The 26,243-nt window shown below is 62.9% G+C and carries 20 protein-coding genes, 1 tRNA gene and 3 pseudogenes; 6 read left to right on the top strand and 18 right to left on the bottom strand.

The genetic code is table 11. The features are described from left to right. Nucleotides 1-25 precede the first annotated feature (25 nt). The 4 genes and pseudogenes from AC0L3L_RS31035 to AC0L3L_RS31020 form a co-directional block, all read right to left on the bottom strand. Nucleotides 26-1,039 (bottom strand): ABC transporter substrate-binding protein, encoded by a 1,014-nt coding sequence (locus tag AC0L3L_RS31035; protein ID WP_473640934.1) that lies wholly within the window; start codon nucleotides 1,037-1,039, stop codon nucleotides 26-28. After that, the gene (locus AC0L3L_RS31030; protein ID WP_473640932.1) at nucleotides 1,036-1,794 is read right to left on the bottom strand and encodes an ABC transporter ATP-binding protein; all 759 of its coding nucleotides are present in this window, start codon (nucleotides 1,792-1,794) and stop codon (nucleotides 1,036-1,038) included. Before AC0L3L_RS31030 ends, AC0L3L_RS31035 begins: the two co-directional genes overlap by 4 nt. Beyond that, the gene (locus AC0L3L_RS31025; protein ID WP_473486484.1) at nucleotides 1,791-2,591 is read right to left on the bottom strand and encodes an ABC transporter permease; all 801 of its coding nucleotides are present in this window, start codon (nucleotides 2,589-2,591) and stop codon (nucleotides 1,791-1,793) included. The genes AC0L3L_RS31030 and AC0L3L_RS31025 overlap by 4 nt, the downstream gene beginning before the upstream one ends. Nucleotides 2,592-2,676: 85 nt before the next feature. Next, nucleotides 2,677-2,820 (bottom strand): annotated as a pseudogene (locus AC0L3L_RS31020) (YkoF family thiamine/hydroxymethylpyrimidine-binding protein); the annotation flags it as partial. A gap of 467 nt (nucleotides 2,821-3,287) precedes the next feature. On the opposite strand from AC0L3L_RS31020, the gene AC0L3L_RS31015 reads away from it, so the two are divergent. The 4 genes from AC0L3L_RS31015 to AC0L3L_RS31000 all read left to right on the top strand — a co-directional run bounded on the left by AC0L3L_RS31015 (nucleotide 3,288) and on the right by AC0L3L_RS31000 (nucleotide 6,719). Next, nucleotides 3,288-4,064 (top strand): sulfite exporter TauE/SafE family protein, encoded by a 777-nt coding sequence (locus AC0L3L_RS31015; protein ID WP_473640930.1) that lies wholly within the window; start codon nucleotides 3,288-3,290, stop codon nucleotides 4,062-4,064. Between the two features lie 134 nt (nucleotides 4,065-4,198). Beyond that, nucleotides 4,199-4,708, top strand: a complete 510-nt coding sequence (locus AC0L3L_RS31010; RefSeq protein WP_473486486.1) for a superoxide dismutase family protein — start codon at nucleotides 4,199-4,201, stop codon at nucleotides 4,706-4,708. Between the two features lie 197 nt (nucleotides 4,709-4,905). After that, entirely contained in the window at nucleotides 4,906-5,916 is a 1,011-nt protein-coding gene (locus AC0L3L_RS31005) for an ATP-binding cassette domain-containing protein (protein ID WP_473640928.1), read from the top strand. Next, the gene (locus tag AC0L3L_RS31000; RefSeq protein ID WP_473486488.1) at nucleotides 5,913-6,719 is read left to right on the top strand and encodes an ABC transporter permease; all 807 of its coding nucleotides are present in this window, start codon (nucleotides 5,913-5,915) and stop codon (nucleotides 6,717-6,719) included. The genes AC0L3L_RS31005 and AC0L3L_RS31000 overlap by 4 nt, the downstream gene beginning before the upstream one ends. Nucleotides 6,720-6,787: 68 nt before the next feature. On the opposite strand, the gene AC0L3L_RS30995 is transcribed toward AC0L3L_RS31000, so the two are convergent. The 9 genes and pseudogenes from AC0L3L_RS30995 to fdnG form a co-directional block, all read right to left on the bottom strand. Further along, the gene (locus AC0L3L_RS30995) at nucleotides 6,788-7,237 is read right to left on the bottom strand and encodes a hypothetical protein (RefSeq protein WP_473640927.1); all 450 of its coding nucleotides are present in this window, start codon (nucleotides 7,235-7,237) and stop codon (nucleotides 6,788-6,790) included. A 16-nt stretch (nucleotides 7,238-7,253) separates the two neighbouring features. Further along, nucleotides 7,254-7,349 (bottom strand) — tRNA-Sec (locus AC0L3L_RS30990). A 126-nt stretch (nucleotides 7,350-7,475) separates the two neighbouring features. Next, nucleotides 7,476-9,308 (bottom strand): annotated as a pseudogene (gene selB / locus AC0L3L_RS30985) (selenocysteine-specific translation elongation factor); the annotation flags it as partial. Then, nucleotides 9,305-10,129 (bottom strand): tetratricopeptide repeat protein, encoded by an 825-nt coding sequence (locus AC0L3L_RS30980; protein ID WP_473640925.1) that lies wholly within the window; start codon nucleotides 10,127-10,129, stop codon nucleotides 9,305-9,307. The pseudogene selB and the gene AC0L3L_RS30980, both read right to left, overlap by 4 nt. After that, nucleotides 10,116-11,534, bottom strand: coding sequence for an L-seryl-tRNA(Sec) selenium transferase (selA, locus tag AC0L3L_RS30975; RefSeq protein WP_473527188.1), 1,419 nt, complete (start codon nucleotides 11,532-11,534; stop codon nucleotides 10,116-10,118). Before selA ends, AC0L3L_RS30980 begins: the two co-directional genes overlap by 14 nt. A 7-nt stretch (nucleotides 11,535-11,541) precedes the next feature. Further along, the gene (gene fdhE, locus AC0L3L_RS30970; RefSeq protein WP_473640923.1) at nucleotides 11,542-12,459 is read right to left on the bottom strand and encodes a formate dehydrogenase accessory protein FdhE; all 918 of its coding nucleotides are present in this window, start codon (nucleotides 12,457-12,459) and stop codon (nucleotides 11,542-11,544) included. A gap of 152 nt (nucleotides 12,460-12,611) precedes the next feature. Then, nucleotides 12,612-13,304: a formate dehydrogenase subunit gamma gene (locus tag AC0L3L_RS30965; RefSeq protein ID WP_473486493.1), complete on the bottom strand. Its 693-nt coding sequence runs from the start codon at nucleotides 13,302-13,304 to the stop codon at nucleotides 12,612-12,614. Then, nucleotides 13,291-14,241 carry a formate dehydrogenase subunit beta gene (fdxH, locus tag AC0L3L_RS30960; protein ID WP_473486494.1) on the bottom strand — a complete coding sequence of 317 codons (951 nt, stop codon included), beginning with the start codon at nucleotides 14,239-14,241 and terminating at the stop codon, nucleotides 13,291-13,293. Before fdxH ends, AC0L3L_RS30965 begins: the two co-directional genes overlap by 14 nt. 10 nt (nucleotides 14,242-14,251) lie before the next feature. Continuing rightward, on the bottom strand, nucleotides 14,252-17,338 hold the full coding sequence (gene fdnG / locus AC0L3L_RS30955) for a formate dehydrogenase-N subunit alpha (protein ID WP_473527190.1): 3,087 nt from the start codon (nucleotides 17,336-17,338) through the stop codon (nucleotides 14,252-14,254). A 456-nt stretch (nucleotides 17,339-17,794) separates the two neighbouring features. Between fdnG and selD the strand changes: the two genes are divergently transcribed. Continuing rightward, nucleotides 17,795-18,868: a selenide, water dikinase SelD gene (gene selD, locus AC0L3L_RS30950; RefSeq protein ID WP_473640921.1), complete on the top strand. Its 1,074-nt coding sequence runs from the start codon at nucleotides 17,795-17,797 to the stop codon at nucleotides 18,866-18,868. A 143-nt stretch (nucleotides 18,869-19,011) separates the two neighbouring features. On the opposite strand, the gene AC0L3L_RS30945 is transcribed toward selD, so the two are convergent. Both AC0L3L_RS30945 and AC0L3L_RS30940 read right to left on the bottom strand, forming a co-directional pair. Further along, on the bottom strand, nucleotides 19,012-19,971 hold the full coding sequence (locus AC0L3L_RS30945) for a DMT family transporter (protein WP_473486497.1): 960 nt from the start codon (nucleotides 19,969-19,971) through the stop codon (nucleotides 19,012-19,014). A 467-nt stretch (nucleotides 19,972-20,438) separates the two neighbouring features. After that, entirely contained in the window at nucleotides 20,439-21,332 is an 894-nt protein-coding gene (locus tag AC0L3L_RS30940) for a LysR family transcriptional regulator (protein WP_473640919.1), read from the bottom strand. A 100-nt stretch (nucleotides 21,333-21,432) separates the two neighbouring features. On the opposite strand from AC0L3L_RS30940, the pseudogene AC0L3L_RS30935 reads away from it, so the two are divergent. Continuing rightward, nucleotides 21,433-21,676: pseudogene (locus tag AC0L3L_RS30935) on the top strand (xanthine dehydrogenase family protein molybdopterin-binding subunit); the annotation flags it as partial. Between the two features lie 240 nt (nucleotides 21,677-21,916). On the opposite strand, the gene AC0L3L_RS30930 reads toward AC0L3L_RS30935, so the two are convergent. From AC0L3L_RS30930 to AC0L3L_RS30920, 3 genes are read right to left on the bottom strand one after another with little or no spacing between them, the layout of a single operon-like run. Continuing rightward, entirely contained in the window at nucleotides 21,917-22,972 is a 1,056-nt protein-coding gene (locus AC0L3L_RS30930) for a lipocalin-like domain-containing protein (RefSeq protein WP_473486499.1), read from the bottom strand. Continuing rightward, a complete protein-coding gene (locus tag AC0L3L_RS30925) occupies nucleotides 22,962-25,370 on the bottom strand; it encodes an ABC transporter permease (protein WP_473640960.1) in 2,409 nt (802 codons plus the stop codon). The genes AC0L3L_RS30930 and AC0L3L_RS30925 overlap by 11 nt, the downstream gene beginning before the upstream one ends. Next, nucleotides 25,370-26,026: an ABC transporter ATP-binding protein gene (locus AC0L3L_RS30920; RefSeq protein WP_473640917.1), complete on the bottom strand. Its 657-nt coding sequence runs from the start codon at nucleotides 26,024-26,026 to the stop codon at nucleotides 25,370-25,372. The genes AC0L3L_RS30925 and AC0L3L_RS30920 overlap by 1 nt, the downstream gene beginning before the upstream one ends. Nucleotides 26,027-26,243: the final 217 nt, after the last annotated feature.

Genomic DNA, 26,243 nt, shown 5'->3' with positions numbered 1-26,243 from the left:
ACAGGATGCATGCGCCGCGGCGGGCTCATTTTTCGCCGTCCAGATAGGCGTTGCTGTAATAGGCCGCGAAATCGGGTCGTTCGCCGACCGGGTTCCCATCGCCGTCGCGTAGGGCTCCGGCCTTGAACAGGTAGTCGCCGATAGCCTCCATCTTTGCGGGATCGATCGTGCCGATCGCGCCGGCGGGGCTTTGCAGATAGTGGCCGTCGACCAGCGCCTTCAGCGATGCCTCGATCAATGGACGGTCGGTCAGCATGTCGCTGTTTGCTGCTATCAGGATCTCAGCCGTTTCTTGCGGATGTTCGACGGCGAAGGCATAGCCGCGCCTGGTCGCGGCGATGAACGCGGTTGCCGTGTCCTTGTTCTTCTCGAGGTAGGCTCGGCTCGAGCCAATGAAATTGGTGTGTTGGTCGGGCACGCCGAAATCCGCGTAACGGAAGGCGCGCTGAGGCTTGTCGTCAAGCTCCGCTTTGATCCCCTCCCAAGTGTAGACTTCGAGCGTAAAATCGACTGCGCCATTGGCCAAGGCCTCATAGGCGGAGGTGCCCAGCGTCACTGTTTCGAATTTGCCCTCGCCGCCATCATGGCGGATGATGGTGCCGATCAGCGCATTCTCCCAGGCGCTGCCGAAACCGCCATAGGTCAGGCCGTCCAGATCCCTGGGGGACTGTATATCGGCGCGGTCGGCGTTGAACACCAGCCGGCCGGTTTCTGTCTGCATGATGGCGTAGGTGGCGACGAGGTCGGCGCCGGCCGTGCGTTGGGTGAACAATCCTATGGATCCCAGTATACCGAAATCGGCCACGCGGTTGGCGATCAGCGTACCGGCCGCAGTGTCGGTGTAGGGCAGGATCCGCATGTCGAGCCCGGCCTCGGCGTAGAAGCCTTTCGCTTGGGCGACATAGAGCCCGACATGATTTGTGTTCGGCGTCCAGTCTAGCGCGACGGTGACAGTCTGCTGGGCGGAGACGGACGTGACGGGTGCGAACCCGGCGATCAATGCGGCAGCGATGAAGAGGCGTCTGGAAAGCATGGTCATGTCCTTTGGGCGGGCTGTGGATCGAGCAGGGTATCGAGGATGTCGGCTTCGATGGCGCTGGCTTCCGACGAGGCAAGATCCTTGCGCGGGCGCGAAAGAGGTATGATGATTTCGCGCAGCACGCGGGCGGGGCGGGCGCTCAGCACATAGATGCGGTCGGACAGGAAGACCGCCTCGCGGACGTCGTGGGTGATCAGCAGGACGGTCCAGCGGTGTCGGTCCCACATCGTCTGAAGCCAGCGCTGCATGCCGGTGCGCGTGAGGGCGTCGAGTGCGCCGAACGGCTCGTCGAGCAACAGCATAGCGCGGTCCTGCACGACGGTACGCAACAGCGCGGCGCGCTGGCGCATTCCGCCCGAGAGCTGCGCCGGATACTTATGCTCGAAGCCCGCCAGGCCGAATTCGCCGAAGTACGGCGCCACCTTGTCGCGCGCCGCCTTGCGGGACATGCCCTGCACTTCCAGACCGAGCGCGGTGTTGTCGATAACCGTGCGCCAAGGCATCATGGCATCGTGCTGCGGCATGAAGGCAAACGGTCGGCGCGTGTCGGCCAGTGGCCGCCCGTCGAAGTCGACATCGCCGCCGGGGCCTCCGAGACCGCCCGTCAGCAAGCTGAAGATCGTGGACTTGCCGGCTCCGGAGGGGCCGAGGATTGAAACGAATTCGCCCGGCTCGATGTGCAGGGTGATGTCGGCAAGCACGTCGATGTCGCCAAAACGCTTCCTGACTTGGCGCAGCTCCAGCCGCCTGCTCATGATTTTCGTGCGCCATCGAGCCGCTCCCATGGCATGACGACGCGCTGGATCAGCACCGTAGCAGCAAACAGGGCTAGCGTGAGCAAGGCGCTGACCAGCACGGCCGCCAGCACGAGATCGGGCCGGAAATTGTTCTTGGCGTTGAGCATGTAGATGCCGAGCCCTTTGGCCGCACCGGCATATTCTGCGAAGATGGCGCCCACCACGGCATAGGTGATCGAGATGCGCAGTCCGGCGAAGAAATAGGGCAGCGAGGAGGGCAAGCGGGCCAGCAGGAAAATGCGCATGCGGGAAGCGCCCATCGAACTCAGAAGCGCCGAGATGTCCCGATCCGTCGAGTCATAACCCTGCACCAGCGCGACCAGCATGGGAAAGAAAGTCACGAGGGCGATCAGCGTGATCTTCGGCGTCAGTCCGAAGCCGAACCAGAGAACGACCAGCGGGGCGATCGCCACCAGCGGCAGGGTCTGGCTGATGATGAACACCGGGAACAGGGCACGGCGCAGCGGGTTGAAGAAGTCGATCAGCACCGAAAGGATGAAGGCAACGGCCAGCGAGCAGGCGAAGCCCGCCAATGTGGCGCTGATCGTCGGCACGGTGTTGTCGAGCAGCGCCTGGCGCTGCCGGATGGCCTGGGCGAGAACGCGTGACGGCGCGGGCAGCGTGGTGGGCGAGATGCCCGAGATGCGCGCATAGAGGTCCCAAGCCAAAACCAGCGTGCCAACCGATAGCAAGGCCGGTCCGACCTTGGCGAACAAGGCTGCGATTCGCGGCGCGGCGGAGAAAGGTTGAGACATGCGAGACTTGTCTGGTGCGAAAAGATCAGCGCAGGGTCGGGCTGTTGGCCGAAACCGTAAGCTCGATCGTGACATGGCCCTGGAGCGGGCCGACCGGCAGCGTCGAAATATCGTCTGTGCCTATGCGCAACCGATCGCGACAAGGGTCGAGCGCATCGAGCGCGGAGATGACGACACCGACGAAATCGCCGGTTGTCGGAGAAAGAGAAATCTGTGCGCCAGAAAACATCGCCCGCCTCGCTCCGCTGGTATTATCCAGATCAGCTCTAGGGTTTACGGGCTTGCAGCCCAGCTCTCAGCCCCCGACGATACGGAGCACCCCTGTGGATGCCGGCAATTAAACAGATATGGGGTGGAGCTGCAAGTCTGCGTCTGACCCTTGAAACCGCAGGTCAGGGGAGGTGCGGCTTGAGCGACTGGCGTGGTCTTTCGAGGACGGTCGATTAATGCGCGGCTTCAACTTAAGAGGGTGCCAACCCAGCATCCTATTCGAGATCGCCTCAATGTTCTGAGAAGCTAAATGACTTTGAAGATCTGAGGAAAGACGTCGATCGAGCGGACAGTTTCCCGTTCGTCGCCATTGTCGATGCCAGGCGTTTGGTGAATTGTGGAAGCATGAAGACATGAATTGCATTCGTTGTAGGCAGCGGGTTTCCTAATTTCGCCCATTACGACCGCGCTTTGTTGGAGAGCCAAATGCAAGAATTTATCCTTTTTGCGCTCGTAGGGTTTGTAGCTCAGGCTGTCGACGGGGCTCTCGGCATGGCCTACGGCGTGGTTTCCTCGACAACACTGCTGGGGTTTGGCGTGTCTCCCGCACACGCTTCGGCTTCAGTTCACGCGGCTGAGTTGTTTACCACTGCGGCCTCGGGTTCGGCTCACCTCTATCACCGCAATATCGACTGGAAACTTTTCTGGCGGCTGATGCCATTTGGCGTGCTCGGCGGCGTTCTCGGCGCTTTTGTGCTCACCTCGTTTGAGGGAGCGATCATGAAGCCATATGTGACCACATATCTGGCGCTTGTCGGAGCTTGGCTCCTGTTCCGTTCATTCCGGCGGATCCCGAGTAAGCCGGTCCCTGCAGGCGCGGTACCTCCTCTTGGACTTGGTGGTGGATTTCTCGATGCGGCAGGGGGTGGTGGATGGGGACCCATCGTAACGACAGGCCTTCTCGGTTTTGGCGGGACGCCCCGCTACGTTATTGGTACGGTAAATGCGAGCGAGTTCCTCATCACGCTCTCGGTGTCTCTGACCTTCTTGTTTGCATTACTAACGGGCCATTGGGCGGAGGCAGGAGAGCTAACGGAAAATCTACTCTCTGTCGCCGGCTTGATTCTTGGCGGCGTCGTCGCAGCGCCGATGGCCGGTTGGGTAGTGAAGTCAATCGCAGAAAAGACGCTTCTCAGGCTCGTTGGTATTCTCATCATACTGCTTGCAGGCTGGCAAACCGCGCAACTCTTCGAATTGGTGTAAACTGAAGACACATCGAACAGGTTGTCGGCGTCGCTTCCCTGGCGGCTGTGCGGGAGACAAAAAACTCAATTGCCAAATGGAACGAAGAGACCCCTTTGTTGTTTGGCTTGCTTGGACAACCGGAGGCCGAGTCGATGAGAAGATTGGTTGCAACAACAGGGTTGGCGCTGGCGGTCGCGATGCCTGCAGCGGCCCAGGACACCGCGACCGCGAAAGCCGAATTCGTCAACATGGCCGGCGAGAAGAATGGCACGGCCACGCTGACCGAGACGGCGCAGGGCGTGCTGATAGCGTTGGAGGTAACAGGACTGCCTCCGGGCGAGTGGGTCGCGTTCCATGTTCATGAAACCGGAAAGTGCGACCATCAGACCGGCCATGACTCGGCCGGTGGGCACTTCAATCCGACGAATGCCGAACATGGATACCTCACTGGAAAAGGCCCGCACGCGGGCGATATGCCAAATCAGCGGGTCGGCGCCGACGGCGTTTTGCGTGCCCAGGCTTTCAACGGCATGGTCAAGCTGGATGGTGGAGAAACGGCGATACGAGGCAAGGCATTGATGATCCACGGCGGACAGGACGACTACAAAAGCCAGCCTGCCGGTGATGCCGGAAATCGTCAGGCCTGCGCCGTGATCGAGTGAAAACCCCAAGATGATTAGAGACCTGTCCGACATATGATCGGACCGGCTTTCAGCCTCAGCGGCCAGGTAGTGGTACGTCGTCGGAGCCTCTGGCACGAGGATAAGCCAGACGGTAAGTTCGTGCGCCTGCAGAGAAATTGACGACGCACCCATCGCGCCGAAGCTGGCCTTTCATTTTGCGACTGCCGGATGATTGCATGAACGATACTTCTCCTATGGGCCTGCCCTCCAAGGGTTTTGTCCAGTCAGCCATTTCCGCCCGCGGCCTGGTCAAGACGTTCGGCAAGCTGCGCGCCGTCGATGGTGTCGATCTCGATGTGCCGCGCGGCATGATTTTCGCCATCCTGGGTCCGAACGGTGCCGGCAAGACAACGCTGATGCGCATGCTCGCGACGCTGTCGCGCCCCGACGCCGGCTCTGCGACCGTGATGGGGCACGATCTCGTGCAGGCCCCGCATGCGGTCCGTGCGGCAATCGCGATGACCGGGCAGTTCGCTTCGCTCGACGAGGACTTGACGGGCCGGGAGAACCTCGTCCTGCTCGCCCGACTCTGGGGTTTTCGCGGTCGCGCCGCGAAAACCCGTTCGGACGACCTGCTCGCGGCTTTCGGCTTGTCCGAAGCGGCGACGAAGCAGGTGAGGGATTATTCGGGTGGCATGCGAAGGCGGCTCGACATAGCCGCCTCGCTGGTCGTCACGCCGGGCGTGCTGTTCCTCGACGAGCCGACTACAGGCCTCGATCCGAACGCCCGCAAGGATGTCTGGGGCATGATCCGCGGCCTCGCCGAGGCCGGCGTCACCATCCTGCTCACCACGCAATATCTCGAAGAGGCCGATCAACTTGCAGCGCGTATCGCCGTCATCGACTACGGCAGGAAGATCGCCGAGGGTACCAGCCGCGAACTGAAGGCGGCCACCGGCTCCGGCTTTCTCCATGTCGCGCTCGCCGATGTTGCACGGGCGGACCAAGCGGCGACCATTCTGGAACGCCGGCTGGAACATCCTGTCCAACGCAGCGCCGAAGGCGCTGAGCTCTCCGTCCTTGCCGGCACAGCGAAGGCCGCCAATGAGGCGCTGGCCGATCTGGTCGCCGCCGGCATCGAGCTGTCGGATTTCTCCATGGGCCAACCCAGCCTCGAGGAGGTCTTCTTCGCGCTGACGGGCCAGCCGGGCCTCGGTGAAAGCCGGAAGGCAGGTGACAAGCCATGATCGACACGACATCCCTGCAGCGGCTGCAAAGCGTCGCCCGACCTAGGACCCCATCAGCCCTTTCCAACGCGCTGGTCTTCGGGTGGCGCGCGGTGCTGAAATTCAAGCATGTGCCGGAGCAACTCTTCGATCTGGTGATGACTCCGATCATGTTCACCCTGCTCTTCACCTTCGTCTTCGGCGGCGCGCTCGCCGGTTCGCCTGGCGAGTACCTGCAATTCTTCTTACCCGGCATCCTGGTTCAGACCGTGGTGTTCAACGCAGTCTATTCGGGCATGGGTTTGTCGACCGACCTCGGCAAGGGCTTATTCGACCGCTTCCGATCGCTGCCGATCTGGTCGCTGTCTCCGTTCGCCGGCCTGATGGTGGGTGACATCCTGCGCCATTTGATTGCCGCCTCGATCATTCTCACCATCGGGCTGATCCTCGGCTACCGGCCTGAGGCAGGCATCCTCGGCGTGCTTGCCGCCTTCGCCATGCTGATCGCCATCGGGTTCGGCATGGGCTGGGTATTCATCGTGCTCGGCCTGCTGATCCGCACGCCAACCACGGTGATGACGCTCGGCTTTACCTTCCTGTTCCCGCTCGTTTTCGCCTCAAACATCATGGTCGACCCCGGCACCATGCCGGACTGGCTGCGGGCCATCGTCGAAGTCAACCCAGTGTCGCTGATGACGACGGCGCTGCGCGGGCTGATGGCTGGCGGGGCGACGCTCGGTCAGGTCGTCCTCGCCCTGATCGCGCCGGTGGCGCTGACCGCCATCCTGGCGCCGACGACACTATGGCTGTATCTCAGAAGGTGAGAGGAGCCAAACGGTCGCAGTCCTGATCGCCTGAGCGTCAACAATGCGCCCGGATGGACCTGCGCTTCTTAAAAGTCGACACGGGGCGTGTCTTGCATCTGGCGCTCGAACAGGAGCCAGAACGGCGATCCACGGGTTTCGGCATACCAATGTTCGAAACCCGCCAGGGTCTCAGGAATGTCATTGGCGGATTCCTCTTCCTCCGACGCCCGGAATATCGCCAGCACAACCTGGCCGAAACGCGCGATCACCTCCGAGCGCGCTTCGCTGTCGGAATTCCAGCCGAGTCGCGTGCGCAGCGTGGCGAAGGCGCTGGCGACGGCTATCTCCTCACTGTCGGCCGATGCCATGGCCTCGGCGATCGCCTGCATGAGATTGAGCCGCCTGAAGGCGAAGGCGCGCTCTTGTTCGAGCGCCGCGATCCGGACTGCAGCTTCCCGTCGGAAACGGCCTTCCGCGACTTTGGCGGCCTCGGCCGCTGTCTTGAGCTCAACGAGAAAGCGGGTTGTCACCGTCATCGCGCCTTTGCGAGAGTGGCGGAAGAGAGTGGGAGTCGAACCCACCAAGGACCGGCTCGCGGCCCCTCCCGGATTTGAAGTCCGGACGCCCCACCGGGGACGATGCTCCTCCAGAAACTTCCGCTATTGCCGGCTCACTATCGGCCGGTGAGCGAAACAGATCCCGTCGATGCCTGTTGACGAGCCGCAGGTCGCCGCGTCGCAAAGTGACGCCATGCCTATCGAGAAATTCAAGGATCTGGATGGCAACCTTGCGCCCGCTGCCTGCACGATCGCGAAACTGGGCGGCGTTAAACCGCCCGCCCGGCTCGGCCGCCGTCAGGTCGTCGACGATTTCGACAATCCCGGCCAATGCCGGGCGCAGGAAGAAATGATCATGGGCGACTTCGTATACTCTCCCGATGCGGCCGGTAAGTTTCAGGATCCGGCGGATTTCCGTTTCCGGCTTCGCCAACATATCGGCTACATCGCGGACCCTCGGCGGATGATATCGCGTCGAGCCGCCGATGAGCCGCTCGATTTGCAGCCACAGCGTTTCGTCCTGCGGTGTCAGACGGACCTCATGGCCGGGCAGCCGCACCCAGGCGCCGTCAAGGGCGAGCTTGCCGGCGCGCGCCAGCATTCGCAGAGCGGCTGCAAACATCGGCGCCGGAAGTCGTGGGTCAAGCTGAAGGCGCAATCTCTCCATGCCGATTCCCGGCAGATCCGGATTGTCCGCGTGAAAGGTCTTCAAGTTCGCGGCCAGACCGAGCCTGAATTGCATCCAGCATGCCGGCGAGAGAACGAACAGCGTTTTCCTGACGGGAATGCAGACCAATCCGAGGCTGTCGACCAGTCTCTGCGTCTCGTCGCTGCCGAGCGCCCGGTCGCGCGCGAATGAGCCAAGGTCAAGGTAATGGGGCGGCGTGTCGAGCAGTGCGGTGACAGCAGCGTCGGGATCCGGGACGGCATATGCTTCGATCTGGATAAGCCGTTCCGGCGTGCGGCGCTTCCGGCTCGGCGCCCGCAGATCGATCAGGCGTCCGCCGCCGATGGTCCGCTGCGCCGAGGTGTCGCGCACAACATAGGGGTCGCCAGCGGCAGCCGCGATCGGATTGTCCAGCACCAATTGAACCTTGGCGACGCCGCCGGGTCTGACCGGCTCGTCACTGAGAAGCACGACCCTTGCCCCAACCTCGGCCGCAGCGTGGTGGAGGCGTACCGGGAACCACTGGCCGATCGGCCTAGGCTCTCCTGGCAAGACGCGCAGCCTTGCGTCGATCCGACCCGTCGGCGCGTGAAGTTCCGGGTCGAGTATGATGTCGCCGCGCCCGATCGCCTCCTTGCCGATGCCGTCACCAGCCAGGTTGAGCGCGCAACGGTCTCCTGCCCGCCCGCGCTCAGCCAGCCTGTTCTGGGCGTGGATCGAGCGAACACGCGCCGCCAGGCCCGACGGGCTAACGACAAGGTGGTCGCCGACGCCGACTGATCCTGAAAGGACCGTGCCGGTCACGACAGTGCCGATGCCGTGCAGCGTGAAGCATCGGTCGACCGCCAATCTGAATCGTCCAGAGGATGCGCGGCCGGCAAAGCGCGACGCCTCCTCAAACAAGAAATGCCGCAGATCGTCGATACCGTCACCGCTGACGGCCGAGGTGGGCATTATGTTTGCTTCGGCAAGTGCTGTATCGGCAAGCGCGGCACGGATGTCCGCTTGAACGGCGGCGCGCCGTGCGGGCGCGATCAGATCGGATTTGGCCAGCACGACCGCGCCGCGCCTGATGCCGAGCAGATCGATGATTGCCAGATGTTCGCGCGTCTGCGGCATGATCCCGTCGTCGGCGGCAATGACCAATAGCACGAAATCGATGCCACTGGCGCCGGCGAGCATCGTATGCACGAACCGTTCGTGCCCCGGAACATCGATGAAGCCGATGACGTCCCCGTTCGGTGCCGGCAGGTAGGCAAAGCCGAGATCGATGGTCATGCCCCGCGCCTTTTCCTCCTGCAGGCGGTCGGTGTCGACGCCGGTCAGCGCACGCACCAGCGCGGTCTTGCCATGGTCGACATGGCCCGCCGTGCCGACGATCATGATCCGTCCCCCGTCAATGATGCCGCGGCACGATTTTCGGCCTCGGCGGTCTCGTCAGGGGTGAGGCCGGCACGCGCGGCCGGCAGATACCGCTCGGCGAGCGAGCTGCCTGCTGCGTTCGCGCGCAGAAGCCAGGCATATGCCTCGACCGCGTCGGCCTCGACACCCGCTCCCAAGTGACAGGCGGCGCCAAGCATGGCCTGCCCGTCCGCATCCCCGCGCACGGCAGCCCGACGCCACCAGCGGACTGCCTCAGCGGGATCGCGCGGCACACCGAGCGCATTGTGATGGATCATGCCGAGCCGTGTCATGGCCGACGCTATTCCCTGCTCGGCGGCGGCAGTCGCCCAGCGCCGTGCCTCTGCTGGGTCGGGATCGAACACCTCGCCTTCGAGCAGCATCCAGCTCAGCATGTCCTGCGCCGGTCCGTCGCCTTGCTCCGCGGCTGCTCGGTAGAGCTCGGCTGCGCGGCCGTAGTCCTGCGCGACGCCCTCGCCGCGGAAATAGAGCGACGCCAGGTTCCGCCGCCCGACGGCATCGCCGGCCTCGGCCGAAAGCGCCAGCCAGCGGAAGGCGAGGTCGCAGTCCCGGTCGACGCCAAGCCCTTCTGCGAAGCAGGCGCCGATATTGTTCTGCGCACGCGCGACCCCACCATGAGCGAGCGGCTCCCATATGCTCAAGGCGACCGCATAATCGCTGCGCCTGGCCGCTTCCAAGGCGTTTGCCAGACGTTCGGCGACCGGCACGTCAGCCGGCCGGGGCACGTCAGCCGGCCGGGGCACTTCGGCCGGCCGGCGCGCGAGGCTCTCAAACCAGCGCATCGGCTCCTCCAGAATCGAAGCCGGCGAGGTTTGCACAGAACCCCGCTTCGTCTTCGAGGCAGCGCAGATCGAACACAAGCGCCCGGTCCTCGATGCGCCCGATCACGGGAACGCGCAGCCCGCGCAATGCCGCTGCAAGCGCTCCCAGCGACTTCCCGCCGCCGGACTTTACCCGTACAACAAGACCGGCGCTGGGTATCGTCTCAAGCGGCAGGGCACCCGAACCGACCTGACTGCGGCATTCCACAGTCTCCACCACGAATGCCTCACCCAGAGCATTGGCAACCATGGGGGCAAGGCGCTCCGCCTGGGTTGCGATCTCGGCCGAGGGGCGCGTCAGCAATCTCAGCGTCGGCAGTCTCTCCGCCAGGCGATCAGGGTCGCGATAGAGCTTCAACGTCGCCTCCAGCGCGGCGAGCCGAAGCTTGTCGACGCGGAGCGCCCGCTTCATCGGATTGCGGCTGATCGCGGCCAGCAGAGCCTTGCTGCCGACGATAAAGCCCGCCTGGGGTCCGCCGAGCAGCTTGTCGCCGGAAAAGGTGACCAGATCCGCGCCGTCGGCAATCGCCTCGCGCACGGTTGGTTCATGCTTGAGGCCATAGGCAGCAAGATCGAAAAGCGTGCCGGAGCCGAGGTCGTGGACCAGGGGCACGTCCTGCGCCTTGGCAATGGAAGCCAGTTCGCGCGCGCCCACCTCAGCCGTGAACCCCTCGACCCGGTAGTTCGAGGTGTGCACCTTGAGGACCAACCCGGTCTTCCGGCCGAGCGTCGCGACATAGTCCTTCGGATGCGTGCGGTTGGTGGTTCCGACCTCGACCACCTTGGCGCCGGCGCGGGCCATAATCTCGGGCATCCTGAACGAGCCGCCGATCTCGATCAATTCGCCGCGCGAGACGATCGCCTCGCGGCCGAGCGCCAGCGTGTTGAGGACAAGAAGGACAGCGGCCGCATTGTTGTTGACCACAGTTGCGTCTTCCGCTCCCGTCAGTTCGCAAACGAGCGAACGCAGATGATCATCCCGCTCGCCGCGCTTGCCTGTCTCGAGGTCGAACTCGAGAGCGACCGCTTCGCACATTGCAGAGCGCACCGCCTCGATCGCCTCCTCAGCCAGCGGCGCCCGGCCGAGATTGGTGTGCAGCACCGTGCCGGTCAGGTTGAAAACCGGTCGCAGGGAAGGGCGCTCTGCAACCTTGAGTTGTTCAACCGCGTCGGCGGCGACGTCGCCGGGCTGCGGCACTGCTGCTCCGCCGAGGCAGGCCTCCCGCGCTGCGGCAAGTGCCGCGCGGACAGCCGCCGTCGCGACTTGCCGGCCGAAGCGCTGGATCGCCGTGGATCCGAGCGGCGTCTTCAATATCTCATCGACCGATGGAAGATCACGCAGGCGACGTGCAGGCAAAGCGGTCATCGCGTCCTCAGTATCCGACAAGGAATGGGTTGAACGACCCGCGACGGTAGCCGCTCTCGCGGACGAGCAGGTCCAAGCCGAGTGTCGCCACGTCATCGGCAACCGGATCGAGGGTCGGATCCTTGTGCTGATGCAGGATTTTCACATAGCAGCCACATGAATCGCAGGTCTCGGCCTTTACAGTGCCGGGTCCGCCTTCGACTTCCACATAGCCTATTCCCTTGGTCGAGCCGCACAGGGTGCATTTGATGCGGACATAATTCCAGAGCGTGCCGCAGAGCGAGCATGCACAGAACCTTGCCCCGTGGGAGCCATGCCAACCGACGATCATCGAGGACACCGGCGGCCCGCCGCAGACGGGGCATGCGCCGTCACCTACCGGGACCAGCGTGGAGGCGTCGAGGCAAGCGGCAAGACGCGCGAAATGAAGCTGCAGCGCTGCCGCGACATAAACATGCTCGGCCAATGCGTCAGCCGCAATTGCATCGGCGAGCACGTTGCGCACCAAGGCATCGCGCTCTGGAGGCGTCGCCAGCTTCAGTCGGTCGAGCGCGTCTGCCGCGGCCCGAGGCTTCTCGATGGCCGAAGCCGCCAGCACCAAGCGGTCGAGCGTCTCGAAGAACGCCCCGGAGGCGAACCTGTCACGATCGAGTGGAGGCATCCCGAAAGCGTGCGCCCGTTCACGCACCTCCGTTTCCGGCAGATCCGGATCGGACAGGCCGTCCTGTATGCCGTGCTGGACATCGGCGAGAGCCGCGAGAAAGCGGAGATAAGGACCGAGTTCATCGATTTCGGCCAGCGCATTCAACCGCTGCGCGCGTCGAACGAAAAGACGCGTCGGATCAGGCAGACGGACGTAAGGCGGCGCCGAGACTTCACCGATGGCGGTGGGATCGATATCCGACGGAACGATCTGCTTTGGCATACTCACCTCACGAACCACACGGGCCACGTGGTTGGCTGACTAAGCGCGTCGCGTCTGAAGGGAATCATGCGACGCGCTTAAGTTTTTGCTTCTATGCATGTCGTTGTCCAAAAACCGCTGCGTACTTTTGGGCGACATGCATTAGCGCCCGCTCATTCGGCGGGCTTCGATCCCGATCTTCCGCCCGGTTTCGTAACAAGTTCCCGCAACCATTTGCGATGATGCCGCCAGGCCCAGCCGCCCGTCACCGAACCGCGTATCATGGCGGGAATCGTGCCTCGCACCCAGAGGGCGGAATAGGCGTGGATGATCCAAACGCCGATCATCGCAACGGCGGCGATGGCATGAATGAGGAGCGCCATCCGCTGTTGACCGACCGTCGTGTAGGCGGAGAAATACTGATCCCAGATGACCAGGCCACTCGATATCAGGATGATGATCAAGACCGACATGGCCCAGAATACGAATTTCTGGCCGGCATTATACTTGCCGACTTCCGGCACGTTCTCCTCGTGATTGGCCAGCACGTCGCGAAAGCGCGTGAGCCAGGCCCCATCTTCGCGCTTCCACAGATTCGCCTTCCAGAACCGGATGAAAAGCCCGAAGAAGCTGAAGAAGAGAACGACGCCGATCCACGGATGGATGAAGCGCGCGAACTGGCCACCACCGAACAGTCCTGACAGAAAGAAAAGGCTCGGGTGAAACAGCGCGAGGCCGGACAGGGCAAGCAGGATCAAGCTCGCCGCCGTGATCCAGTGATTTATCCGCGCGCCCACCGTATACCGGTCCACCGTGACGGGCTTGCCCGGATGTACTTTACCAGGTTCGACATCATGCGCTGTCATGGCGGTCACTCCGCACTAGCCGTTCGGCATTCTCCTCATCCGTGTCCGAAACCCTGTTCGGCCCCATCACCAGATGGTGGAGAAGGCCGACGCCGGCCGCGACCCCAAGCACGGTCAGGCCGGCATATTTGGTGATGCCCTTCCACGCCTCCACGAGAGGACTGATCCTAGGCTCCTTCGGCAGGCCGGAATAGAGTTCGGGCTGATCGGCGTGATGCAGCACGTACATCACGTGCGTTCCGCCGACACCTGGCGGATCGTAGAGGCCGGCATTGGCATAGCCGCGCGCCTTCAGGTCGGTAATGCGGCCCTCGGCATGCTGCTTCATCTCTTCCTTTGTGCCGAAGACGATTGCCTGGGTCGGACAGGCCTTGGCGCAGGCTGGACCCTGGCCGACGGCGACGCGGTCCGAGCAGAGGGTACATTTGTAGGCCGTATGGTCGACGCGGGATATGCGCGGGATGTTGAAGGGGCACCCCTTGATACAATAGCCGCAGCCGATGCAGTTCTCGTGGACGAAATCGACGATGCCGTTGGAATATTGAACGATAGCGCCCGGCGCCGGACAGGCCTTGAGGCAGCCCGGATCTTCGCAGTGCATGCAGCCATCCTTCCGGATCAGCCACTCGAGATTGTTCGTCTCTGGGTTCTCCCACTCGCTGAAGCGCATAAGCGTGAACATGTCCGGCGTCAGGTCGGGCGGATTCTCGTATACGCCGGCGTTGACGCCGATCTCCGGATGCGTGTCATTCCACTCGATGCAGGCTGTCTGGCAGGCCTTGCAGCCGATGCATTTCGAAACGTCGATGAGCTTGGCCACCTCTGTCAGCCGCTCGGCCGGCGCGGGTACCGTTGAGGCGGAGCGGCGGACGAGATCCTTCTCCGAGAAGCGGGGCGTCACGTCCGTTACCGAGGGATTGGCAATTGGAGGAAACATCGCCGCCTCCCTATGCTACCGGCCCGGAGACGGGCTCGATATTGACTAGAAACGCCTTGTATTCGGGCGTCTCGATGTTGGCGTCGCCGACATAGGGCGTCAGCATGTTCGGGCCGAATCCCTTCTTTGCCGCTCCGGTGAAGCCCCAGTGCAGTGGAATGCCGACGATGTGGACGGTCTTGCCGTCGCAGGTCAGCGGCTTGATCCGCTTCGTTACCATCGCCTTCGCCGTGACAGAGCCGCGCTTGGACCAAACGCGCACCCAACCGTCCTTGGCGATACCTTTTTCGGCCGCAAGCTGTTCCGATATCTCCACAAAGAACTCCGGCTGCATCACAGCGTTGACGATGACGTGCTTGGTCCAGAAGTGGAAATGCTCGGTCAGGCGGTAGGAGGTCGCCGCATAGGGGAACTCCGCCGAGGCCGGCTCGGCGAACTGCCTGAAATCCCCTTCGAATACCCGCGCTGCCGGGTTGCCCCGGACGTTGGGCGCGACCGGATTGATGATCGGCGATTCGAACGGCTCGTAGTGCGCCGGGAAAGGTCCGTCCCGCATCATTCCCCGGGTGAAGAGGCGCGACACGCCTTCCGGATTCATGATGAACGGGCCGACCTCGCCGGGCTTCGCTGTCGGCGCGATGTCCGGGACGTCATAACCCGACCATTTCGCCCCGTCCCACTCGATCACCTTGCGGTCGGGATCCCAGGCCTTGCCGTTCAAATCGGCCGACGCCCTGTTGTAGAGGATGCGGCGATTGGCAGGCCACGAGAACGCCCACTTCAGGTAGGCGCCGGTCTCGTCGGGATCGTCAGTATCCCGACGGGCCATGTTGTTGCCCTTCTCGTTGAAGCAGCCGGAATAGATCCAGCAGCCGCAGGATGTGGAGCCGTCGTCGCGCAGCGCGGCGAAGCCCGGCAACAGTTTTCCGGCCTCGGCAAGCACCTTGGTCGGATCGGCCGTGTCCGTCACCGTCGCGAGCGCTCGGCCATTGATCTCCTGAGCGATTTCCTCGGCCGTCGGATCGCCCGGATCGGCATAGGGCCAATGGAGATTGAGGATCGGATCGGGGAAGGCGCCGCCTTCCTTGCGATAGAGTTCCTTCAGGCGAAGATGGATCTGCGCCATGATCCAGGTGTCGCGCTTGGCCTCGCCCGGCGGCGTGCCGCCGGCCCAGTGCCACTGCAGCCAGCGCCCCGAATTGGTAAGGGAGCCGTCGTCTTCGGCAAAGCACGTCGACGGCAGTTCGATCACTTCGGTCTGGATCGCCGACGGATCGACGTCATTGTGCGCGCCGTGGTTCTCCCAAAACCGCGCCGTCTCGGTAGCCAACGGGTCCATGACGACCAGGAGCTTGAGCTTGGAGAGCGAGGCCGTGATCTTCTGCTTGTTGGGGAACGCTTGCAGCGCGTTGAAGCCTTGGCAAAGATACAGGTTGATCTTGCCCTGGTGCATCATATCGAAGGCGCGCAGCACGTCGTAGCCGGGCACGTCGAGCTTCGGCAGGTAGTCGTAGGCAAAGTCATTTTCCGGGGTTGCCGCCGAGCCGTACATGGCCTTCTGGAAACTGACGAAGAACTTCCTGTAGTTCTGCCAGTAGCTCATCTGGTTCGGCCTGAGCGGCTTGAAACCGCGGGTCGACATATAGGCGGTGAGGTCCGGTTCCTTCTCGTTGGGCAGCGTCAGATAGCCAGGAAGCAAGTTCGACATCAGACCGACGTCGGTCAGCCCCTGGATGTTGGAATGGCCGCGCAGCGCGTTCATGCCGCCGCCGCGAACGCCGATATTGCCCAGAATGAGCTGCAGCATCGCCATAGCGCGGATGTTCTGCGAACCCTTCGAGTGTTGCGTCCAGCCGAGCGCGTACATCGAGGTCATCGCCTTGGTCGGCGACGAGCACTCCGCCACCATCTCGGCGACCTTCAGGAACTTGTCCTTCGGCGTGCCGCAGATGCGCTCGACCATCTCCGGCGTGTAGACCGCGACATGGTTCTTCAGCAGGTTCCAGACGCAGCGAGGATTTGCCAGCGTATCATCGACGACGGCGAAACCGTCCGCGCCGACCTCGTAGTCCCAGCTTGACTTGTCGTAGTCGCGCTTCGCCTCGTCGTAGCCGGAAAACAGGCCGTCCTGGTAAGTGAAGCCCTGCTTGACGACATAGCCGGCGTTGGTGAACGCTTTCACATAGTCCCGCTGCACCTTGTCGTTTTCGATGCAATAGTTGATCAGCCCGAGCAGGAAGGCGATGTCCGTGCCTTGACGGATTGGTGCATAGAGATCCGACACCGAAGCCGAGCGCGTGAAGCGCGGGTCGACGACAATGAGCTTGGCGCCACGGTTGGCCTTCGCCTCAGTGACCCATTTGAAGCCGCAAGGATGGGCCTCGGCGGCATTGCCGCCCATGATCACGACAAGATCGGTGTTCCTGATATCGGTCCAGGAATTCGTCATTGCTCCGCGGCCGAATGTTGGGGCGAGACTCGCCACCGTCGGGCCGTGTCAGACACGTGCCTGATTATCGAACACCAGCATGCCCGCGCTGCGGACCACCTTGTAGGTCTCGAACGCGGTTTCATTGGTCGTCGCCGAAGCGGCGAGGAAGCCGGTGGTGATCCATCGGTTGACCGTCACGCCGTCATTGTTCGTCGCGACAAAGTTCTGGTCGCGATCGTCCTTCATCAGGCGGGCGATGCGGTCAAGCGCGTTTTCCCACGTTGTCGGCTCGAACTTGTCCGCCCCGGGCTTGCGGATCATCGGCTGCTGTAAGCGGGTCGGGGCCTTGACGAAGCCGAGCAGGGCCGAGCCCTTGGGGCACAAGGTGCCGCGGTTGGTTGGGTGGTCGGTATCGCCCTCGATATGGGTGATTTCGGCCTGTTCGCCCTTCCTGAGATCGCCCTTTGAGTAGAGGATCACACCGCACGCCACTGAGCAGTATGGGCACGTGTTCCGTGTCTCGGTGGTGTTGGCGAGTTTGAAGGATCGTATCGCCTCGGCATGTGCGGCTTCGATATCGCCGAAGCCGAGAGCTCCAAGCGTAGTACCGGCGAGACCCGCGCCTGCCGTCTGCAGGAACGCGCGCCGTGACAGTTCGATGTTCATTTGAATGTCCTCCCGAAGCGGATGCTCCGAAGGGCATCCCGAACCAAGGGTACGAGTGCATTCTGATCCAAAACAGGACAATGTCAAACAAAGCAAAGCGTTCCGACTGCTCTGCATTTTCTTACTGATTATAGTTGACGATATAACTCATGTTTTAGGACGAGAGTGCGATTGACGCTTGTCCAAGGATAATCTTAGAGTGCTGCGTGGTATTGGAAACGGCTCCCGCGTGCCGGGGCGCTTTTCGGACGACGGCCGACGGTGGCGCAAGCGTGCGCTCCGCGGCTGCGCATGTGTCCGCTTTTCCCCTCTCACCAAGCGTCTTCGGGCCGCTCTCACCGTTTCCGCGTCTGATCTCTCCGTTCCGTCAAATCGGTTCCCCGAACGATCGCCGGTGTACGGCCAACGCCAATTCCACTCGGTATCTCGCTCGGTGCCAATCTAAGGAGGCTTGCCATGGCAGTCGCCCTCTCTCCTGAAGTCGCCGATGCTCCTGTGCTTCGCTTGACCAGTCTCGCCCATGGCGGCGGCTGCGGCTGCAAGCTGGCGCCGTCCGTCCTTCAGCAGCTTCTCGCAGACCAGGTCGAGACCAATCCCTTTCGTCAGCTTCTTGTCGGCACCGAGACCGGAGATGACGCCGCTGTGTGGCAGCTTGACGAGGACACCTGTGTCATCGCCACCACCGATTTCTTCATGCCCATGGTGGACGATCCGTATGATTTCGGGCGGATCGCCGCGACCAACGCGATCTCCGACGTCTATGCGATGGGCGGCCGGCCAATCATGGCGCTGGCCATTCTCGGTATGCCGCTCGACAAGATGCCGACGCATATGGTCCGAGACATTTTGAAGGGCGGACGGGCAGTTTGCGCCACCGCCGGAATCCCGGTCGCCGGCGGCCACTCGATCGACTCGCCGGAGCCGATCTATGGTCTTGCCGTGATCGGTACATGCCGGCCCGATGACGTCCGGCGCAATTCGGGCGCGAGGCCGGGAGACGCCTTGATCCTGACGAAGGCACTCGGCGTCGGCATCTACTCCGCCGCCTTCAAGAAGCAGGCGCTCCCGCCCAGCGCCTATGTCGAGATGATCGCCTCGACCACCCTGCTCAACCGGATCGGATCGGAGCTCGCGCAGGATGAGAGTGTCCGTGCGATGACCGACGTGACCGGTTTCGGCCTGCTCGGACATGCTCTCGAGATGGCGCGCGGCTCAGGCTGTCTTCTGGTCATTCGTGATCGCGACGTTCCGCTCTTTTCCGAAGCCGTGCTGCTGGCAGAGCAAGGATTTGTCACCGGCGCTTCGCGGCGCAACTGGGCGAGCTATGGCGACGCGGTGCTCCTGCCCACCGATATGCCGGAGTGGCGGCGCCATCTTCTCACCGATCCACAGACTTCGGGCGGGCTGCTCGTCGCCTGCGAGCGCGACAGAGCGGCGGCCCTGGTCGAAAAGATTGTCGCGGATGGTTACACGTCGGCTTGCGTGATCGGCGACGTCAAGCCCGGCGCACCCGCGATAACGGTCCAGTGAAGCCGCTATACAGGCTTGCCTAATTTAGCGAGGCGAGGTGTGAACGTGATGAAATCCGTAATCGTCGAAAATCATCTGGCGTGATGTGCGCCTCGGCTCTTGATCGCTAAGCGCTGTCTCGGAATCGGCGGTGCTGATGTTCCCTACGCGACATGCACCGTGCGCTGCCTCGGCTTGATCGTGGTGGCCAGCACCAGGCCGGCGACGATAAAGGCAGCGCCGGCGAGGTCGTAGTCGTGCAAGCCTTCCCCAAGGAACAGATAAGCGAGCACGGCAACGAAGACAGTCTGCAGATAGAGCAGCATGCTGGCGCGCCCGGCGCCAAGCGTCTCGACGCTGCGGTTGTAGAGGTAATACATCAGAGCGCCGCCCGGGCCAGCGACATAGGCGAGGGCCAGAAGGCCGTTCGCATGCAGCGCCGAACGCTCCCCGGAAAACAGCTCCCAGAGATAAAGGGGGAGTGCGGCCAGCGCGCCGGCTCCTAGCAGCAGGACAACCATCGGCAGAAGCTCGATAGCGAATTTGGAACGACGCAGCAGCACGGTGTAGAGGCCCCAGCAAAACGCGCTGCCGACGATCCACAACTCGCCGGGATTGAACTGGAGCCGCATCAGCGCGGTAAGGTCGCCGCGCGCTACAATCACCACCATCCCGACCAGAGCGAGCAGCGCACCAAGCGCCTTCCAGACGCCGAGGGGCTCGTCGAGCACGAAGCGGGCAAGCACCATGGTCATGATCGGCGACAGGGCCATGATAATGCCGGCGGTCGTCGCGTCGGTGTAGTTGAGGCCCGTGTAGATCATGCCCTGACAGAGGGTCAGCCCGATCGCGCCGATGGCCAGCACCTCGATCGCCCGGGATTGGACCAGCACGAGCATCGCCCCATGGTGGCGATGGACGATGGGCAGCAGGATCGCGCAGGCGAGCGTTAGCCGCCAGAAGCAGAGCGCCCAAGGCGGCATTTCGGGGGCAACCCACTTGGCTGCGATGTAGACGCCGGCGGACAGGAGCCAGCAGAGCGTCGCGGTGGAATAGGCGAGAGGAAGCGATACCCCGGCTGTCGCCTTCGCTACGCTTGGATGGGCTATCGGCAGCGATTGCATGTCCGTCTCCTCCCACCGCCAATCTTAGCAAGATTGCTGCGTCTTGCCGAGCAGCAACGCCACCTATTTCACCAATCCTTGTGCGGCGTTTTTTTCCGTGTGGAACACAGGCCAGCGACGAAAGATCGACTTCTGCAGCCGTAGACAAATGCTGCCAGATCGGATCCTCCCGCCGATCACAGCCCGCATCCTTCTCCCCCGGGCGCGGGCTTTCATCCATTTGACCGATGCGCTGATCATGGAAGGTACCCACATTACAACTGGATCAGTCCCTCTGATCCCAACAGACCGTTGCCCGCGGCCTCTCCCGGAGGCGCGGGCTTTTCAATTCACAGGCTGGTCCGCAACGCGGCGCTTTTCAGACATTTAGTCCGAGCAGTTGAACGTCTGCGTGGGCCACATGCTGCCAACGCCCGACCTGAGCCTTATAACCAGCCTTTCGAAGCTGGGTGATGGACCGACATATCTCAGCTCTTGTGTCGAAGCGCGTCGACGAGCAGAGCGAAAGCGGGGGACGTCTGACGGCGGCTGGGATAATAGAAGTAATATCCTGGCCACGGCGGGGACCACTCATCCAGCACCCGCATAAGGCGACCGCTCTCAAGATGAGGCTCCGCCACGTCCTCCGGCACATAGGCGAGGCCGAAACCATCCAGCGCGGCTTCAAGAATCCCGACCGTGCCATTCAGGACGATCTGGCCGTCCACCCGCACCTTCAGTTCGCGACCGTCTCGCTCGAAATCCCAGGCCCACAGCCCGCCGTTGGTGGAAAAGCGCTGGTTGATGCAAACGTGACCGGTCAGTTCCAGCGGCGTCGTCGGCGGCGGCCGCCCGGCGAAATAAGACTTCGCACCAACGACGGCGAAGCGGACATCCGGTCCGACGCGCACGGCGATCATGTCCTTTGCAACCTGCTCTCCGAGTCGCACGCCTGCGTCGAACCGTTCTGCGGCGATGTCCGTCAGTGCGTTGTCAATGAAGACCTCGACCATGATGTCGGGATAGTCCGGCAGCAGCTTCGCCAGCTTCGGCCAGAGCACGGATTTGAATGCGTGATCACTGGCGGTGAGACGAATGGTGCCGGCGGGCTTCTCCCGCAACTCGCTCAATGCGTCGAGTTCGGCCTCGATCTCCTCGAAATGCGGGCCGATGTTGCGAAGCAAGCGCTCGCCGGCCGCTGTCGGTGAAACGCTGCGGGTCGTGCGGGTCAGCAGACGAAGGCCCAGGCGCTCTTCGAGATCGCGGATCGTGTGGCTCAGTGTGGACTGCGAAATTCCGAGCTGCGCGGCGGCCCGCGTAAAGCTGCCTTCCCGTGCGACGGCCAGAAAGGCCAGAAGCATATCAAGTCTTCCGCGCTGCATTTATGGCTCACGCCGATAAGTCGATACTCGTTATACAAGCTAGTGAGACGAGTTGCACCCGGGCACGATCGACGTGGAATGTCCTAAACGGATCAGGCGTTCGGTGATCGACAACCGCAACGGGCGCGTCACGAACGCCAACTTCGCCGGATATGCTGTGCCGGTTCACGCCGACCGTCATGGACGTGATCTTCGTCGACAAGGAGGACCCGTGCGTGGATCCTCTCGGCGTAAAAGGCCTCGGCGAGATCGCAATGGTCGGCGTCGCGCCGGCAATCGCCAACGCCATCCTCCACGCCGCAGGGCGGCGTATCCGTGCGCTAACGATCACGCCTGACAAGCTGGAGTGGCGCCAGTCGACCTCTGTTGCCAGCCGCCGGGCTATGGCTGTCGCGTGGCGCACCAAGGCGGTCAGAACCTGGACTGACGCCGGAGCCTTTTTCGACTATTTGCCGAAAAAATCCAACAATATCATGCCTTTAAACGTCTAAAATGGTAGAGGGAAGGGCGCTGGAAACTAACCTTCTCCATTTTCGGCAATTCCCCAACCGTCGCGAATCTCGCGATCGAGCAGCGTCCTCCAGTCACTCATAGCCTGTCATCTCGAGATAGCCGCGCCCGGCATGGGTGCCCTCAAATCGGATCGGGCCTTCCCAATAGGGAAAGCGTGTGTCCATCCAGGCTTCTGGGTTTAGCGTCCGGATGGTCACATCCACCCCTTTTTCCGACAATTGCACCCTCCAGCGGATCGGCACGCTACGTCCCGCGACTGCCGCCGTTTCGAGCGGCGTCACCCTTAGCGCGCCGGGGGCCTGCGGCTGCGGCCTGCCGTCGGCCTTGATCCATGTGGCCGATGTAAAGCCCGCGCCTCCGTCGCGCAGGCGAAAGCCCATCATCTTTTCGCCGCTGTCGAAATGCAGCGAGAACCAGTCCCACCCGGTTTGATCCTCAGCCAGCGGCTGCGAGGACCATTCGTGGTCCAACCACGCCTGACCGGTCACCGCAATCGCGCCTGCCGGAAGGGTCAGCGTGCCGGTCACGTGGTAGAATGGTTGCGAGTAATAATAGCTCGCCTGCCCCTTCTCGGATTTCACCGAATAGCCCTGCACTCCCTGCGGCACCAGAGGGCCTTTGGCGTCCAACGCCAGTTCGTAGGAAAACGCCTGTCCCGCCGCACGCAGGTCGAGCGCCGACAGCGCATCCGCCTCTGGCAGGGCCCGGCCTGCCATCTGCCAGTTGTCAATCCAGGCCGCAAAGGGCGCAGCCGTAACCCCCGCCTGGCCGATGCCCCCCCGTGCCATCCGTTCGGCCACGAATTGGTGCGTTTGCGTCGTCAGCCCCGCATGGCCCATCCAAAGCTGCGGACTGGACCAGCCTGACCGCTCCACCGGGGCCAGGGCGGATCGGAAAAGAGTCCATTGCACGCCATAGTCCGCTCCATCCGCAGCTTGCAGGTTGGCGGTCAAATACCACCATTCGATCCGGTAACCGGGGTGCGGGCCGTGGTCTGCCGGAAAGTTGAATGCAGTCCCCGGCTGCGGCACTGAAAACCCGTCAGCCTCTGTGCCTAGCCCAGCAAAACCTTGGCCAAAGGCAGGTGCGGCCAAGCACATGTAGATCAGCAATGCTCTAACGCTCATGTGCAAATACCTTCAGCAAATCCGATGGCGAAAGACGCGCCAGCCGCCAGGCAGGCACGGCGGCTGCAAGTCCGGCCGCCAGCAGCGCGAGCGCCGCCAGCCGCACCCAGTCACCGGGAAAAAGGTGCATCGGCAGACGCCAGCCAAAAGCCTCGACATTCACCACCGCCAGTAGAACAAAGGCGAGCGCAATACCTACAGGCACAGCGGCCAGCATGGTCAAGGCTGCCAACAGCAAGCCGCGCGAAAGCTCCAACCATGCGAGGTGGCGGCGGGTCAGACCCATGGCCCAGACCGGCGCCAGTTGCGGCAGGCGCATCCCCGACAGGGTCATGAGGCTCGCAAACATCGCCAGCCCCGCGACTCCCAGCGTCAGCACATTCAGCGCGGCTGTTACTCTGAATGTGCGCTCAAACACTTTGAGCGAAAAGACCTTGATCCCGGCCTGGTCAATCACGTTCTGCGCGGGCAGCCCGAATTCCGCCCGCAAACCCGCAGCCAGTGCTTCGGCCTTGCCGGGGGCAATCCGAATGGCATAGCGCAGGCGGGAGACGTCAGGATAGTGCTGGACCAGTGTGTCGATCCCGATGATCACTTGGCCGATCGGGTTGCCATAGTCGGCATAGACGCCGGCGATGCTGGCCCGCCAGCCACCGGGCAGCGTGATCTGGTCCCCCAAGCCCAACCCTCGGCGCCGCGCCAGTTGTTCGTTGATCAGGGCGCCCTCGCCTGTGGCGATCCGGTCCCACACCTCCGGCACTGCAGAGAGGATCGGCCAGTTGTCGCGATAGGTGGCATGATCGGCCACGCCGTATATTGCCGCGGGCTGGCCTGCGACCCGACCCTCAACGCTCCAGATCGGCAGGACCGCGTCGCTGCGCTGGGCCAGCCAGTCGCGTATCGCCGTGGCCTCTGCTTCGGTGCGGGCGGTCACGTATAACTCTGAGGCGAGACGCTGATCGAGCCAGCCGGTGAAGGTCAGCCGAAAGCTCGACACCATCGTGCTGACGCCCACATTGGCGGCCAGCGCAAGCAGCAGTGCCATTAGCGCCAATGACAGGCCGGGAAGCTGTTGACGCGTGTCGGCCCAAAACCATTCGGCCAGTGGTCCACGCGCCAAGCGGCCGCCAAGGTGCAATATCCCCGTCAGCACGAGCGGCAGCGCCAGTGCCGCCCCCAACAGCAGTGCCGCCAGAAGCGCAAAGCCCGCCTCGAGGCCGGATCCGAAGTGTGCAATTCCCGCCGCCGTCAACAGGAGCACCATCGCAGCCACGCCTTGCGCGCGCAGTGCCCGCTCCGAAGCCCGCGCCCAGGCCCGAGGCTGGGCCGCTGCAAGCAGCGGCAGGTGCCATAGCCGCCAGAGGCTCTGTGCGGCCGCCACCAGCGTGCCGACTACCGCGATGGCCAGCCCCGCTGCCCACACTGCGGGGCGGATCGACAGCGTTCCCGGCACATCGGCCCCGTAAAGCCCGCGCAGGGTGGCGGCGACGTCGGGCAAAAGGGCCGAGGCGACTACATAGCCAAGTGCCACGCCCACCAGCCCCGCGAGGAGGGCGAAGGTCAGCAGCTCGGCGATCAGCAAAAGGACCAGCACGCGTGCCGGCAAGCCCAGTGCGCGCAGCGTGCGAAATACCTGGCGGCGCTGTTCAAAAGCCAGACCGATGGCGGAATGCACGATGAAGAGCCCCACCGCAAAGGCGAGAAAACCGAAAGCCGTCAGGTTCAGGTGAAAACTGTCGGTCAGCCTGGCAAGATCTCCCGTTTCGCTCGGCTCGCGCAGGGTCAGGCCGGGGGCTGTCACCTTTAGAGGGGCACGGCCAATCGGTTGGTCCGGCCAGAGCAAAAGACGAGAGATCTTGTCCTTTGCCCCAAGCAGGACCTGCGCCTGCCCGATGTCGGTGAGGACAGTGCCAGGCGGCAAACCCTCGGCCACGCGCACGGGAGGTGTCGCTTGCTCGGTTAGTCGTGCCGCGGTTTCCGGGGCTGCATAGAGCACACCGGGCGCCGTGATGAACGGCAATAACTGGTCATCCGCCGCAATATCCACCTGCTGCGCCTGCGGCGGCAAAGTCAGTGGGTCAATGCCAAGGACGCGCAACCGCACATCCCCAAACCGCATTTCACCTTCAATCACCGGCGAAGCCAGCCAGCCTGCTCGCCGCAGTCTCACAAACTCCTGTTGATCCATCCAGGCCCCGTCCTCACGCACTAGTTGCGCGAGCCGGTCCTGCCCAAGGATCGCCGCTGCACGGTCATAGCTCGCCCGCGCCTCACCGTTGATCGCCTGAACCGCTGACCACAGCGCCGTTGCCAGCGATAGCCCCGAAAGCAGCATCGCCAATTGGACAGGCCGCCTGCGCCAGTGAGACAAGAGCACTGTCAGCCCGGTCCACACCATCACACCAGCCGGCCCGCGTGCAGGTGAGCGCGGGCGTTCAGCCGGTTTGCCAGACGGTTGGAATGGGTGACCATTAACAGGGCGGCACCCGTTTCAGCCACCAGCGACAGCATAAGATCGAGTACAGCGTCCCCTGTTGCCTCATCCAGATTGCCCGTGGGCTCATCAGCCAGAACCAGCCGGGGCCGGGCGGCCAAGGTCCGGCCGATCGCCACCCGCTGTTGCTGGCCGGCCGACAGTTGTTCAGGGTAGCGCGTGAGGACTTGGGCGAGGCCCAGCCGTTTGGCAAGGACTTTCAACCATGCCGGATCAGGGCGGCCAGCAAGCCGAGCCTGAAAGGCAAGGTTGGCCGCCACATCAAGCGAAGGGATCAGGTTGAACTGCTGGAACACAAGTCCGACTGTTCCCCGCCGCAGGGCGGCAAGGGCTGTATCGTTCAGCCCCACAATATTGGTACCGGCAAGGTGGATTTCTCCCGCATCAGGGCTGTCGAGCCCTGCAACGAGGTGCAAAAGCGTGCTCTTGCCGCTGCCAGACTCGCCGGTCAGCGCAAGGCTCTTGCCCGCCTCCAGCGAAAGATCGATCCCGTTCAGAACATGCAACGGCCCCTCGCCAGTGGGGTAGAATTTGTCGATCTGGTGCAGCCTCAGCAGCATGTTACTCCCCGGAGGTCGCGTGCATCTGACACGGCATGCCCGTGAAATAGCGCCAAACAACGACCCTTTTCATACAGCCTCCAAACCCGCTGCCTTATTTGGAGAAATGGTTTTTTTCAGAGGGCTCGCGTTTTGCATCTAACGCGACCTCCACTTGGAATTCGATGTACAATTACGATCTAGTGCGGTTCTCAGCTAGGCGGGATAGGCGTTGACC

The sequence above is a fragment of the Mesorhizobium sp. WSM4849 genome (genome assembly GCF_055811385.1).
This window is presented reverse-complemented; position numbering and strand designations above follow the sequence as displayed.

Bases quoted from the DNA above. Each gene is read 5' to 3' on its own strand.
- AC0L3L_RS30945 (WP_473486497.1), bottom strand. From the start codon at position 19,971: ATGCAATCGCTGCCGATAGCCCATCCAAGCGTAGCGAAGGCGACAGCC.
- AC0L3L_RS30920 (WP_473640917.1), bottom strand. From the start codon at position 26,026: ATGCTGCTGAGGCTGCACCAGATCGACAAATTCTACCCCACTGGCGAG.
- selD (WP_473640921.1), top strand. From the start codon at position 17,795: ATGGCAGTCGCCCTCTCTCCTGAAGTCGCCGATGCTCCTGTGCTTCGC.
- selA (WP_473527188.1), bottom strand. From the start codon at position 11,534: ATGACCGCTTTGCCTGCACGTCGCCTGCGTGATCTTCCATCGGTCGAT.
- fdxH (WP_473486494.1), bottom strand. From the start codon at position 14,241: ATGTTTCCTCCAATTGCCAATCCCTCGGTAACGGACGTGACGCCCCGC.
- fdhE (WP_473640923.1), bottom strand. From the start codon at position 12,459: ATGCCAAAGCAGATCGTTCCGTCGGATATCGATCCCACCGCCATCGGT.
- AC0L3L_RS30980 (WP_473640925.1), bottom strand. From the start codon at position 10,129: ATGCGCTGGTTTGAGAGCCTCGCGCGCCGGCCGGCCGAAGTGCCCCGG.
- AC0L3L_RS31005 (WP_473640928.1), top strand. From the start codon at position 4,906: ATGAACGATACTTCTCCTATGGGCCTGCCCTCCAAGGGTTTTGTCCAG.
- AC0L3L_RS31035 (WP_473640934.1), bottom strand. From the start codon at position 1,039: ATGACCATGCTTTCCAGACGCCTCTTCATCGCTGCCGCATTGATCGCC.
- AC0L3L_RS30995 (WP_473640927.1), bottom strand. From the start codon at position 7,237: ATGACGGTGACAACCCGCTTTCTCGTTGAGCTCAAGACAGCGGCCGAG.
- AC0L3L_RS31000 (WP_473486488.1), top strand. From the start codon at position 5,913: ATGATCGACACGACATCCCTGCAGCGGCTGCAAAGCGTCGCCCGACCT.
- AC0L3L_RS31010 (WP_473486486.1), top strand. From the start codon at position 4,199: ATGAGAAGATTGGTTGCAACAACAGGGTTGGCGCTGGCGGTCGCGATG.
- AC0L3L_RS31025 (WP_473486484.1), bottom strand. From the start codon at position 2,591: ATGTCTCAACCTTTCTCCGCCGCGCCGCGAATCGCAGCCTTGTTCGCC.
- AC0L3L_RS30925 (WP_473640960.1), bottom strand. From the start codon at position 25,370: ATGGTGTGGACCGGGCTGACAGTGCTCTTGTCTCACTGGCGCAGGCGG.
- AC0L3L_RS31015 (WP_473640930.1), top strand. From the start codon at position 3,288: ATGCAAGAATTTATCCTTTTTGCGCTCGTAGGGTTTGTAGCTCAGGCT.
- AC0L3L_RS30930 (WP_473486499.1), bottom strand. From the start codon at position 22,972: ATGAGCGTTAGAGCATTGCTGATCTACATGTGCTTGGCCGCACCTGCC.
- AC0L3L_RS30940 (WP_473640919.1), bottom strand. From the start codon at position 21,332: ATGCAGCGCGGAAGACTTGATATGCTTCTGGCCTTTCTGGCCGTCGCA.
- AC0L3L_RS30965 (WP_473486493.1), bottom strand. From the start codon at position 13,304: ATGACAGCGCATGATGTCGAACCTGGTAAAGTACATCCGGGCAAGCCC.
- AC0L3L_RS31030 (WP_473640932.1), bottom strand. From the start codon at position 1,794: ATGAGCAGGCGGCTGGAGCTGCGCCAAGTCAGGAAGCGTTTTGGCGAC.